The 12304-nt window shown below is 37.5% G+C and carries 11 protein-coding genes and 1 pseudogene; all 12 read right to left on the bottom strand.

All coding sequences use genetic code 11. The features are described 5' to 3' along the window. Positions 1-221: 221 nt before the first annotated feature. Positions 222-1172 carry a hypothetical protein gene (locus AACP56_RS12295; protein ID WP_339337139.1) on the bottom strand — a complete coding sequence of 317 codons (951 nt, stop codon included), beginning with the start codon at positions 1170-1172 and terminating at the stop codon, positions 222-224. Continuing rightward, on the bottom strand, positions 1153-2322 hold the full coding sequence (locus tag AACP56_RS12290; RefSeq protein ID WP_339337140.1) for a vWA domain-containing protein: 1170 nt from the start codon (positions 2320-2322) through the stop codon (positions 1153-1155). Before AACP56_RS12290 ends, AACP56_RS12295 begins: the two co-directional genes overlap by 20 nt. Before the next feature lie 18 nt (positions 2323-2340). Beyond that, positions 2341-2925: pseudogene (locus tag AACP56_RS18030) on the bottom strand (tyrosinase family protein); the annotation flags it as partial. A 331-nt stretch (positions 2926-3256) separates the two neighbouring features. Continuing rightward, positions 3257-4048 carry a M90 family metallopeptidase gene (locus AACP56_RS12280; protein ID WP_339337142.1) on the bottom strand — a complete coding sequence of 264 codons (792 nt, stop codon included), beginning with the start codon at positions 4046-4048 and terminating at the stop codon, positions 3257-3259. A gap of 15 nt (positions 4049-4063) precedes the next feature. Then, on the bottom strand, positions 4064-4276 hold the full coding sequence (locus AACP56_RS12275; RefSeq protein WP_047418647.1) for a heavy-metal-associated domain-containing protein: 213 nt from the start codon (positions 4274-4276) through the stop codon (positions 4064-4066). Between the two features lie 22 nt (positions 4277-4298). Then, a complete protein-coding gene (locus tag AACP56_RS12270) occupies positions 4299-6557 on the bottom strand; it encodes a heavy metal translocating P-type ATPase (RefSeq protein WP_339337143.1) in 2259 nt (752 codons plus the stop codon). A gap of 121 nt (positions 6558-6678) precedes the next feature. Further along, positions 6679-6885: a GDCCVxC domain-containing (seleno)protein gene (locus AACP56_RS12265; protein WP_339337144.1), complete on the bottom strand. Its 207-nt coding sequence runs from the start codon at positions 6883-6885 to the stop codon at positions 6679-6681. Continuing rightward, complete coding sequence (gene merTP / locus AACP56_RS12260; RefSeq protein ID WP_339337145.1) at positions 6885-7487, bottom strand: mercuric transport protein MerTP; 603 nt, start codon at positions 7485-7487, stop codon at positions 6885-6887. Before merTP ends, AACP56_RS12265 begins: the two co-directional genes overlap by 1 nt. Next, positions 7484-7858 carry an ArsR/SmtB family transcription factor gene (locus tag AACP56_RS12255; RefSeq protein WP_339337146.1) on the bottom strand — a complete coding sequence of 125 codons (375 nt, stop codon included), beginning with the start codon at positions 7856-7858 and terminating at the stop codon, positions 7484-7486. The genes merTP and AACP56_RS12255 overlap by 4 nt, the downstream gene beginning before the upstream one ends. 143 nt (positions 7859-8001) lie before the next feature. Continuing rightward, positions 8002-8649, bottom strand: coding sequence for a class I SAM-dependent methyltransferase (locus tag AACP56_RS12250; RefSeq protein WP_339337147.1), 648 nt, complete (start codon positions 8647-8649; stop codon positions 8002-8004). Between the two features lie 381 nt (positions 8650-9030). Next, a complete protein-coding gene (locus tag AACP56_RS12245) occupies positions 9031-9897 on the bottom strand; it encodes a DUF4249 family protein (RefSeq protein WP_339337148.1) in 867 nt (288 codons plus the stop codon). A gap of 5 nt (positions 9898-9902) precedes the next feature. After that, on the bottom strand, positions 9903-12281 hold the full coding sequence (locus AACP56_RS12240; protein ID WP_339337149.1) for a TonB-dependent receptor: 2379 nt from the start codon (positions 12279-12281) through the stop codon (positions 9903-9905). Positions 12282-12304: the final 23 nt, after the last annotated feature.

Below are 12304 nucleotides of genomic sequence, written 5' to 3'. Positions count from 1 at the left end.
CATTTTTAATTCTATTAATAAAGGGTTAAGAGACTGCTGTGAAGTTTAGAATCGAATTCGATGCTTGAAGTATTCTTTGGGGCGAGGTAAAAGGTTGGAACGATTGTTCTATGAAGTTTTGGGCAAGTAACTTTTCTTCAAATAATATCTAAAGAATAGAAACCACAAAAGCCATTCTCGAAGTGGGCGGCCTTTATGGTTTTAATAATTGAAATATACTTTTATCTACGCAAATACAGTATAATAAAAATTACTAGCAATATCAGTATCGCAATCAATATGCGAGTGAGGTTTTTACAGCATTTTTCGATTAGTTCGCCTATACTGCTGGGGTCATCCGTGCCCGTATTCCCTCCATTGGTTGGATTATCGCCGCCCCTAAATACTGCACCCGTGAAGGTCTGTTCTCTTGTGAATGCCGTTCCTCTTAACGTAGCACCACGTGCAACAAACCGACAAAAATAAGTCCCAGAGATTTGCGCAGGGAACGATTTCTCGAACACACCAGCTTCTATTTCATCAAGTTGCAGAACAAATTGTGTATTGTCGGGTCGTTCTACCTCGACATTTATTACTGCCCTGTTTTCAACGGGTTGGCCATATTCATTAAGTGTCGCCCTTAATACCATCTCGGAGCCTGGTTCAAGACTATCCTGATAAATGGCGGCTTCCATCTTTAGATTGGAATACGTATTGACAACCAACGAATATCTGGCACCGTGTGTAACAAAAGATTGTATGGCATTAGGGTCATTATTTTTTGTATCCCTAAGTATCGATACATATTTTTTAAAATCATCTTTATCCACTTTAAGGTGTGCAATCCATTTGCCGCCATGATTATTGGCAGGAAAGGCAACAGGCATTGTGAATTTATAGTTCTTGCTTTTGGAACCTTCGCCGTAGGAAATACCGAGACCCGCTGCATTGCCAGAATTAATTAAGTCCCCTCCGGGAGTTTCCAAAATGATATCCACCACTGGATAATCGGTCAGTAAAATTACCGTGCCGTCAATATCAGCCTCGTTTACATAAAAAGGAATACTAATTGTTGTACCAGGGGCTATGTAACCATTTGGATCAAGAATAATATTGTTATTGGTTACTCCTGCAAGTATTTGTAAAAAATACTTTGTTAGCCTAAAGTAATCGTCAATATTCGCCGATAGCAATCCGGTTAATAAAAGATAACCAACCTTCGGTGGAGTTTGCAAGTGCTGTGAGCGCAGTGGTGTTTACTTGACTTTCATTTCCAAGACCAATGGCAAAGGTTTGGTTATCTATAGCCCCGGTTACATCGGCAATATCTACCGGTTCGTTTTCCAGACCATCGGTAAATACGATAATGGCCTTTTGTTGATATTCCGAAAGAGGGATTGGGGCCAATACATCCCTTGCCAGTTGCACTCCATCGCCTACGGAAGTTCTCGCTCCCGGATTCGTGGCATGGCTCGTTACCGCATTGATTGCCATAATGCGATTCGCATCCAACATACTGTCCGAATTGATTTTGGTCACGTTTAGACCGGGGAAGGTAGCATGATTTACTGGATAAGCATTTGAATCGAATCGAATCAACCCAAGACCGTTTTGTTGCGGAATGATTTCCGCAAAAGTCCTCGCCGCATCCTTAAGTACCTCGATACGAGTATTTCCCAAATTTCCTGCTGGATCGTTCATACTGCCCGATTGATCTAAAGCAAGAATTACTGCCACTGTTGGCCTCTCTATAGCATTCGCCTTGAGGGTAAAGGTAAATTCCTGTCCGCTCTCTATGCATTCAAACGTGACCGATCCATCCGGTACGGCAACACCCGCCGCACCAGCCGTAAATGCCAACCATATACGACCTATCTTAAAAGCAACAGGTTCGTGCGCTACGGTTATCGAACCGGATATCGGATGTAGAATTGAAAACGGTGACGATGGCTCTGATCCAGGTTTTACCCTAATTGTAGCCTCGGCACAACCGAATATATTGAATACGGCTGCACGGGCAGCTGTATCTCCTTCAGGTATATCTTTAAAATTAATTAAAGGTGGCGTACCAACATTATCCACTTCAACAATGGGCTCATTGTTCAAATTGGTATCGTAACAGGGAGGAATCACAACCGATATATGTTTGGAGTTTTTGACTTCTTGCTGATTATCGGGTGCCGCCCAAGGTCTTAGTCCAGAGCCACCTGCCCATGGTTCTAGGTTTTCGACTATGGAAGGATCATTGGTCTCGTTTCCGTAAGTGAATAGCGGATCCAAACGCCACTCTTCGCCGACTTCCGTCTGCCATCTGGCCCACAGGCGATCTATGTTCGCGTGCATCACAAACACGAACGGATCTTCAAAGGCGGTATGGGCAGGGCCGATGGTGCCCCCAATATAGCCATGAATGCTGTTATGGTTGGGAGAACCTTCGAGCCTTAATCGAAATTCATGCCATTGTTCACTTTGCGGAAAGCCATCGGATGAATCGAGAATGGTCGTGTCGGACTCAACGCTAGGATGTGAAGGAGCGGCTGCACCTCCTGCAACATCTCTCGAAATGGGTGGAAAGCCAGCAAATGGCGCTCCCACATTTCCGTTGGATTCGCCCATAAAGGAAGTCGTGAAAATATTGTATGTTCCTCCACTTACATTAGCGGCGGCACGTGGGTCTTCCGTCCAATCCCAATAATGCAGTGACAAATCGGGATCAATTTCCCTTAATAACTGTTCGTAGCGATTTAACAGCTCCCTATGCCAGGGCAAGAACGAAGGCCCACCATGTACATGGGTAGCTTCATGTATTTGATCTTGTTTAACCCATTTGGAAACCCCATCGGCATAATAACGACTATTTAGTTGTACGACCGCATTGATAAAACGATCTCTTTCAACATCCGATACATGTGCAATGTTTCTTCTTATTCCGTCTCCCAGCGCCATAATATTCTATTTTCGATTAAGTAATTGAATTGCCGTTTCTTCAGAAAAAAGCAGTCCAATTTCTAGAAAGGAATTGGCAATCTTTCTTGCTTAAAGAATATCCGTTTATGTATGACCGCTCTGATAGGGGAAGAATGAGTAAAAATAGGCAGAGCTTATTATAGGATTCAAAATTATCTTTTTTCTACAATTTGTAGGAAAAATATGTACAATCTGTATTCAAAATTGTATGTGTTGAAGAAAATCGGAGGTTTATGAACTTGATTTGCAAGTAATTATTACAATAACGGACTCAATAGAGGCTGTCAAACAAGTCACACCATTGAATTAATTATGACTTTTTGGGCTCGTCAGTTTTAGGTTCTTGACGGAAACATTCAACCAACATTTGATATAATTCGGGATGTTTCTTTTTAAGCAAGCTCGGGCGTTCAAAAAAATACTCTGAAGCAACGGCAAAGAATTCAGCTTGATTAGTGCCTCCGTATTTTCTGATATCAGAGTGGTTATCATTTATCGCTTCCATTTCTTTATGGATTAAGTTTAACCAAGGTATGGCATATTGATGTTCCAATAGCCGTTCTGGCACACCGTCTGTTCTATCGTCCAACTTATCTATAAGATGTACGAATTCGTGTATGCCAGTATTACTTTTATCGGTTGTATTATTAAAGCCGTGATACAATGCTTTTTTAGAAAGTATCATCTGTTTCTCGAATCTTCCATTACCAACTATTCCACCAATATTCCGTGAGTTATCCTTACTGCTGAATTGCATATCCTCATTAAAATTATCTGGATATAAAAGGATGCCACTTAAATTTGTGTAGTGCCATTCCTTGAAGCCAAAAACTGGAATGACGGCACTTGCTGCAATTAAAACCTTATCCAACTCTTCCAGTTCAAACTGCACAGCATCGATATAGACCTCACTTAAAAATAGCATCATTTTTTGCTGAAAAAGAAGCTGCCTATCTTTTGAAAGGTTTCTATAAAACAGCACATTATCCATTAATAATTTATGCCAATGCTCTGGAAATGGCTTTACGCTTTGGCGTTTGGCTTTTCTATAAAAATGAACAGCAAAGAGAATAATCACAACCGAAATTAAAATATAAACCATATTAAAAGAAAGGTTTTAATCTACAGGTTCTGCTTTAAATCCCACTTTTTGCAAAGTTGCCTTTACATCTTCTTCGGTTGCACCATCGCTCTCAATAGTAAGGATTTTATCAGGATTAGCGGTATCCACCTCCCAACTTTCTACACCTTCTTGTTTGTTTAAAAAAGGGGTTACTTTTGATACACACCCACCGCAGTTGATATTTGTTTTGAATTTTAGAGTCTTCATAATTTTGAATTTATAGTTTACATTAAAGCTTTATCCGTTTTAATCTGAGGCTATTGGCAACCACGGACACGCTACTAAATGCCATTGCCGCCCCTGCAATCATTGGGTCCAATAAAAATCCATTTACTGGATACAAAACTCCTGCTGCAATTGGAATACCAATGATGTTATAAATGAATGCCCAGAACAAGTTCTGACGTACGCCCAACACGGTTCTTTTTGATAGTTCCAATGCTTTTGGGATAGATTGTAAATCTGATGTTATCAAGGTCATTTTTGCAACATCCATTGCTATATCCGAACCTTTACCCATTGCAATACTAACATTGGCTTGCGCCAACGCGTGCGAATCGTTGATACCATCGCCTACCATTGCGACAATTTTTCCCTCCACCTGTAATTCTTCAACAAAAGCCGCTTTGTCGGAAGGCATTACTTCGCCTTGATAATTTGTTATTCCTACCTGATGTGCCACGGCAGAAGCCGTTTTATTGTTATCTCCCGTGAGCATATAGACCTCGATGCCTCTTTCTTGAAGCGTAGCTATGGCTTTTTTTGAAGTTTCTTTAATCTTGTCCGCGATGGCCAGTATCGCTAGCACTTGATTTTCGTTACCAAAGAATATGACTGTTTTTGCCTTTTCTTCGAGACTTTCTGCCGTTTGCATTAAAGTAGCGTCGATTTGAATATTCTTTTCGACCATTAGTTTATGGTTGCCCACATAATATTTTGAACCATTCTGCTGTTGCGCCTTTACACCTTTTCCGGTAATGCTTTCGAAGGAAGTAATTTCTGCTTGTTCAATATTTTCCTCTTTCAAATGATTAACGACTGCTTCTGCCAAAGGATGTTCCGATTGTGCTTCGATAGCCAAGAGAACTTCCTTGTATTTATTTTGATTTTCAAGGGTATCCTTCCAAAGTATATCGGTTACCAATGGTTTTCCTTCCGTAATCGTACCCGTTTTATCGAGGATGACTGCATTTACTTTATGGCCAAGCTCTAAACTTTCTGCATCCTTTATCAAAATATTGTTTTCGGCTCCCTTGCCGATACCCACCATTATGGCGGTAGGCGTTGCCAAGCCCAAGGCACAGGGACAAGCGATGACCAATACGGCTACAGAAGTTAATAAGGCTTGTGAGAAGGCATTATCGCCTCCTATTGACATCCAGACCATGAAGGTTACAATGGAAATGCCCAATACCACAGGAACGAAAATACCGGCAATTTTATCGACCAGTTTTTGAACTGGTGCTTTACTCCCTTGCGCTTGCTGAACCATTTTAATAATTTGTGAAAGCAAGGTTTCTCCACCTACTTTTTCAGCGGTAAATTGAAAGCTCCCTTTTTGATTAACGGTACCAGCGAATACCTTTTCCTCTTGGGATTTTTGAACTGGAACAGGTTCTCCAGTAATCATACTTTCATCTACATACGAGCTTCCCTTGGAAACTTCGCCATCCACAGGAATCTTTTCTCCGGGACGTACCAAAATGGTCTGACCTACCTGTACGGATGCAATAGGAATTTCCTTTTCTTCCCCATTCTCAATAATTTTAAGGGTTTTAGGCTGAAGGCCCATCAGCTTTTTGATGGCTGAAGAGGTATTTGATTTTGCCTTTTCTTCCAATAGTTTCCCCAAGGAAATAAAGGTAATAATCACAGTAGCCGCTTCGTAATACACGTGAGGCTCGATGCCACGACTCAACCAAAATTCAGGAAAGAAAGTATTGAACATACTAAAGAGGAAGGCGATTCCGGTGCTCAACGCCACCAAGGTATCCATATTTGCTTTTCCGTGTTTGGCCTGCTTGAACGCATTGATAAAAAAGCTACGCCCAAACCAAAAAAGAATGGGAAAGGCCAATACCAAAGAAATCCATTTGCCAGGTTCCCATTGCATATAGAACATTCCCAACACGAAAATGGGTAGCGTAAGTATAGCCGACCAGATGGTACGGTTTTTTATGTCCTGATAATACTTCTGTTGAAGTTCTTGTTGTATTCCTGAAGGGTCTTCAGCATCTATAATAATATCATAACCGACCTGTCTTAAGGCATTTTGCAATTGTTCTTCGGTAGTGGCTTCGTCGTAATCCACCAATACCGAACTGTTGGCAAAGTTAACTTGCGCGTCGTTCACACCTTCGGTATGTGAGAGTATAGATTCAACACTAGATGCACATGCCGCACAGGTCATCCCTGTTACTGGGAAGGATTTTAGTATTCCTTTTTTAGTATTCCTTTTTTTGGTTTCAAATATGTTGATTGCCTCCATAAATCCATTCTTATTTGTACACTACAAATTTCAGGATTTAATGATTTTAATGTGTTACGTAATAAGCCGAATGATTTGCAGAATTTTCACTTATCTTAGATTTAAGTATATGAAGAGTAATTCAGCAACAATTTTCATTAAGCTGTATTGAAGGACATTTTACTGAACCAAAACTACAATAGACACAACAATCTCCCTCGTTTGGTCTTAATACTTCTTTACAATTCTCACACTCGTAAAAGAATTGGCAAGCGTTTGTCGGCATATCTTCTACTTTTTTGTATCCACAATTTGGACAGGTAATTTCTGATTTTAATTGAATCTCCATTAGTTTTTTCTGTCTGTTACTTTATAACCTGTTGAATTAATTGCCTTTTCAATAGCTGCTTTAGAGGTTTTAGACTTATCAAACTCTACGACGGTACTTCCCTGTTCATAGGAAGGGGTTACATTTATAATGCCGTCCAATTCATTTACAGCGTGTTTTATGCTTTCTTCACAGCCAGCACAGGTCATTCCTTGAATAGTAAAGTTTATGATTTGAATATCAGATTGGCTTACAATGACCACTTCTTTTTTATTGTCCGGATAAAAAATGGTTGAATAATATGGAAATGCAATAGCAATGACAGCGAACAATGTAATAACGATTAAGAACCCTTTGGTTTGATACCATTTTGGTTTTGCATCAACTTCGCAACAATCATCTTCTTTTTGAGGTTTTAAGTAAGCATACCAGGCATAACCAATTGCTACAACGGCCAAACCGATTAAATAGGGTCTAAAAGGTTCCATCCATGATAGTGCTGATGCGCTACCACCCACTCCTGCAATTAGCGCAATAACTGGTGGTATGCAACAGGATGATGCCGCAACCGCAGCGAACAAACCTGTATAAGCTGCGTTTTTTGATGTCTTTTCTGCTTTCATATCGTTTCTAAAACTTTGTTTTTATCAAGTATTTCAAAGAAAGGATTCAACAATATTGAATATTCAGGGGTTAGCGAGTAAAAAATGGTTTGAGCATCTCTTTCGGTATCCAATAAATTTCTGTCCTTCATTTTTCTCAGATGTTGAGAGATGGCAGAAATATTCATTCCGAGAATATCGCTTAAGTCGCAAACACAAAGTCGTTTCTCCTCAAAGAGTAAGTAAAGTATCTTAAGTCTTACACTATTACCAACCAATGAAAGTCCATTTGCTAAATAATCAAATGTTTCGTTTAGTTCTGAAACTGTTTCTTTACAACGGTTTACCTGTTTAATATCCGCTTGCTGTCTTATACAAGAATTATTTTCCATAAAACAAAGTTACAATTATTTCTTATTTAAGCAAATGCTAAAATAAATATAAAATGATAAAGAAGTTAACAGCATTATGTTCCTTTTGTTTTGGTTTATGTGTGGGTAAAAAATTAAAGTGCCAAAATGTGCATCTGTTTTTTTTAGTTTGCAGGTAAAGATATTAGTGGCTTCACAGTTAATTGTCTTTTAAAACTACAAAACAGAAAATTCTGTGTGGTGTTAGATGGTGTTAAGTGGTCCTCAGTTATACATTGAATTTTGTCAAATCCTTTTTTTAATTCTGATGTTAATTCCTCTTCATTGTATTGTTTTATATCAAGTCCGCTACATTTTTTTGGTCCGTTTTGTGAAAAGGTTCCTATTATTAAATAACCACTTACAAATTTTGTCGCTATCTTAATATATTTTTTAATCTGTTCATCCGTAGTAAGAAAATGAAAAGTTGCTCTGTCGTGCCAGACATCATAAGACGGATGAGGTTCAAATTCAGTAATGTCGCTCACAATCCAATTTACTTTACTCGCCTTTTCCCCCAGTCTTTTTTTAGCTTTTGCAATTGCTTTTTCTGAAATATCAAGCACAGTAATATTATTATACCCTTCTTCAAGTAAATAGTCAACAAGCTTACTGTCGCCACCACCAATGTCTATAATTTTTGCGTTTTTGTTTAGTTCGAACGAATGTATAAACTCCAGCGAAGTTTTTGGTATTTCTTGCGTCCAACTTACTTGGTCTGGATTTTTAGTTTCATAAACTGTTTCCCAATGTTTCTTTCTGTCTAATTTCATTTTGATATCTAAATTCAGTTTAATGGTAACTCATTATATTATCTATTGATTAAAAATATCCCTCTAAGACTAGTAAAAACATCTTAAATCTCATCCAAGGATTTTCGGTTTTTGTCCACAGACTTCTTGAATTGTGTGGGTGTCATTCCTGTTACTTTTTTGAATTGGAAAAGTTGTCAATTTATTCTCTTTGAAACCACTTTCACAACTTCATTTAAAAGCACTTCTGTATCTAATATTTTAAAGTATTAGATACTTCTTTTTCAGACATTGTAGAAATAAGTTTGTTAGAACCTTCTAACAAATAGATGTTTCTGATGGATGCAGGATATTCCGGATAATCTTTTAGAAGAATGTACTTTTCAAATTCGGCTAAAACACCTACTCGAAAGTATAAACCTCGTTTACAGATTCTGTAACCCTAAAATACCCAAAAGCGTAATTTTCTGGGTTTTCTGGATTTATATAATTACCTCTTAGTCTTGTTGGCACGGTTGCAAAGGGATCTCCTGCATTATCGCCTTGCTCAATTAATCTATTCAAAAAATTGTAATATTGTTCGGATACACCAAATATATTAATATCTACTTCATCTCCTGGTAAAATCTCATCTTCTGCATCTGCCTCATCTTCTTCATATAAAAGAGACATTTCATTACCATTTGTAAACTCATCAGACATTATTTCTCTTGTGGGAAGCAGATCCTCTCCTTCTAAAAAGGTGATGTAATAAAAATTCACTTCATTTGCCGGATCGTCAAAATAGATGGTTAGGTCCAGTTCTTCTTCATCTGAACCACCTTCACGAGATTGTTCAATTCTATTTATTTCAGAAACAGAAATTAAGGTTTCTTGAGCAGTATATGTTTCGTTGTTGTAAATTACCTCTAAATTGTATGTATTGTTAATTATAGGCACAAAGTTTGTAGTTGTATAGCTGCCATCTTGTTGATCATTAAAGATAAAAACGTCTCCATTTGTAGTATTTTCAACTATTACGGATGCTCCACTTACAGGGTTTGGTGCTGTATCATAATAAGGTGTGGAAAGACTTAGCTTTATGGTCTGATTATTTCCTAAAGTCCCTTTTTCCCAATCTAAAGATGCCTCAATAACTAATCTTGGAGATTCGGTTGGTACAGTTAGGTCTATGGGCTCTGTACAAGAAAAAATAATGGCACTTAATCCTATAAGGCTTAATACTTTAATCTTGTTTTCTATTTTAAATATATTTATTATGTACTTCATGATTCTTAAAATTTAAAGTTATAGCTTACGGAAGGAATTATACCAAATATTGTAGTCCTCAAGGCCTCGTTTACTCCAGTATTATAGTTTTGGTTAAATGATATGGAGGCTGCATTTTGCCTATTGTAAAGATTGTAAATGCTAAAAACCCACTCACCTTTCCACTGTTTATTAGGTTTGCGGTTGGGTTTATAGGTCGCTGAAATGTCTAATCTATGATAAGCAGGTAATCTGTCGGCATTTCTTTCATTAAAAATCACAACAGAGGAGCCCTCATATTCAAATTGTCCAACAGGATAAGTTACAGGACGACCGGTTTGGTAAATTGCATTTGCACTAAATGTCCATTTATCGGTTAATTTATAGACTCCTGTAATAGAAATATCGTGTGTACGATCAAAAGGGGCATTGTACCAATTGCCATTATTAATTCCAGGACCTCCGGCATTTCCTCCAAAAGAACGCTGCTCGGATTTAGCTAAAGTATATGAAATCCACCCTGTATAGCGACCTTTGTTTTTTCTAAACATCAATTCAAGTCCATAGGCTCTCGCTTCACCATTTAAAATTTCGGTCTCGATATTATTGTTTCCTATTAAGCTTGCCCCGTCAATATAATCAATACGGTTTTGGGTAGTTTTATAATAGGTTTCTGCTTCAAGTGAATATGCGTTATTATTAAATTTTTTATAGTAACCAAAAGCATATTGGTTGGATAATTGTGGTTTTACATATGTTCCACTTGTTGTCCAAACGTCTAAAGGAGTCACCGATGCTGTATTAGACAGTAAATGCATATATTGTGCTGTGCGAGTGTAACTTCCCTTTATGGACGAGTTGTCTGTTAATACATAAGATAAACCTAATCGTGGTTCTAAATTTCCAAATTTTTCAATAGTCTGTTCTTTTGAGTAAGCTGTTTCTCCTGTGGCTTCTCCTTCTTGGTAAATACCCAACTCTTGATTGTAAATTACAGGTTGATTATTAGCATAATCAGTAATAGACTGCCCTCCTAATCGGTCAAATGTGCTATGGCGTAAACCATATCTTGCAGTAAGTTTATCTGTAATTTTATGATCTGCACTTACATAAAGTCCTCCCTCAAAAGCCCTTTTTTGGTCTAATGTTAATGGATTAATAGGAGAGGTTTGGGTCGATGGAGTAATTTCTCCAGGATTGAGATTATATGAGATGCCACTTGCTCCAAAATCTATTTTTAGTTTATCGCTTGCAAAATATCCAAAATCGTATTTTAGGTTATAATTTGTTATGTCCGATATCCAATCTAATTGATCAAAGTCCAGTATTATCTGATAATCATATTTACTATATATAAGCGATAGGTTAGAAAACAGCTTATCATTGAAGACATGATTCCACCTAAGATTTGCAGAAATGTTTCCATAATTACTGTCTATTAGATTTACAATATTAAAAACATCTCGCCCAAAATAACTTGATAGATATATCTTATTATTTTCATTTATTTCATAATTTGTTTTTAGGTTTATATCGTAAAAACTAATATTACTATTTCTTAAATCGTCTAACAAGCCCGAAAATAACTGTGCGTAAGTTGTTCTTCCTGCTAATAGAAAAGAGCCTTTCTTTTTAAACAGTGGAGCCTCAACAGTAAGCCTACTTGATATTAGCCCAATACCTCCATTGAGTTCGAGCCTTTTATTGTTCCCCTCTTTTTGTCTTACATCTAATACAGAAGCTGTTCTACCTCCAAATTTTGCGGGTATATCACCTTTGTAAAGTTTTACATTTTTAATTGCATCGTTATTAAAAACAGAGAATAGTCCAAAAAAGTGAGATGTATTGTAAATAATAGCTTCGTCTAAAAGCACCAAGTTTTGATCTACTGCTCCGCCTCTTACATTAAACCCGGCAGAACCTTCTCCATTATTTGTAACTCCTGGCAAAAGCTGGATGGTTTTTATAAGATCTACTTCGCCCATTACAGCTGGAGCTATTTTTATTGTTGATGCGCTTAAAGTAGTAACCCCAATTTGAGGTTTTCGAATGTTTAGTTTTTTTGAGTCTTCTGTTGCTGTAATAACAACTTCGTCTAAAGTGTTTAAGTCTTCTGTAATTTCAATGCTCAATCTTATATCTTTAACAAGCGATATTTTTTCTTGTATCTCTTTGTATCCCAAAGACGAAATAACCAAAGTATATTCTCCTTTTGGAGCTGTTATAGAGTAGAAACCATATTCGTTTGTTGTGGTTCCTATTGTGGTACCTTTAAGATATACCGCTATGCCAAATACTGTTTCTCCATTTGTTTTGTCACTAATAGTTCCTCTTATAGTGTATTCTTCTTGAGCAATTAATATGTTGCTGATTAAAAAAATAGATAGCGATATAAAATACTTCATATACAAAGGCTTAACCAAGCTAT

The organism is Croceitalea sp. MTPC6 (assembly GCF_036985525.1).
Classification (GTDB): Bacteria; Bacteroidota; Bacteroidia; order Flavobacteriales; family Flavobacteriaceae; genus Croceitalea.
Note: the sequence above shows the minus strand (reverse complement) of the source record. Positions and strands in the feature narration are given on the sequence as shown.

Bases quoted from the DNA above. Each gene is read 5' to 3' on its own strand.
- AACP56_RS12290 (WP_339337140.1), bottom strand. From the start codon at position 2,322: ATGCACGCGAACATAGATCGCCTGTGGGCCAGATGGCAGACGGAAGTC.
- AACP56_RS12280 (WP_339337142.1), bottom strand. From the start codon at position 4,048: ATGGTTTATATTTTAATTTCGGTTGTGATTATTCTCTTTGCTGTTCAT.
- AACP56_RS12275 (WP_047418647.1), bottom strand. From the start codon at position 4,276: ATGAAGACTCTAAAATTCAAAACAAATATCAACTGCGGTGGGTGTGTA.
- AACP56_RS12270 (WP_339337143.1), bottom strand. From the start codon at position 6,557: ATGGAGGCAATCAACATATTTGAAACCAAAAAAAGGAATACTAAAAAA.
- AACP56_RS12265 (WP_339337144.1), bottom strand. From the start codon at position 6,885: ATGGAGATTCAATTAAAATCAGAAATTACCTGTCCAAATTGTGGATAC.
- merTP (WP_339337145.1), bottom strand. From the start codon at position 7,487: ATGAAAGCAGAAAAGACATCAAAAAACGCAGCTTATACAGGTTTGTTC.
- AACP56_RS12255 (WP_339337146.1), bottom strand. From the start codon at position 7,858: ATGGAAAATAATTCTTGTATAAGACAGCAAGCGGATATTAAACAGGTA.
- AACP56_RS12250 (WP_339337147.1), bottom strand. From the start codon at position 8,649: ATGAAATTAGACAGAAAGAAACATTGGGAAACAGTTTATGAAACTAAA.
- AACP56_RS12245 (WP_339337148.1), bottom strand. From the start codon at position 9,897: ATGAAGTACATAATAAATATATTTAAAATAGAAAACAAGATTAAAGTA.
- AACP56_RS12240 (WP_339337149.1), bottom strand. From the start codon at position 12,281: ATGAAGTATTTTATATCGCTATCTATTTTTTTAATCAGCAACATATTA.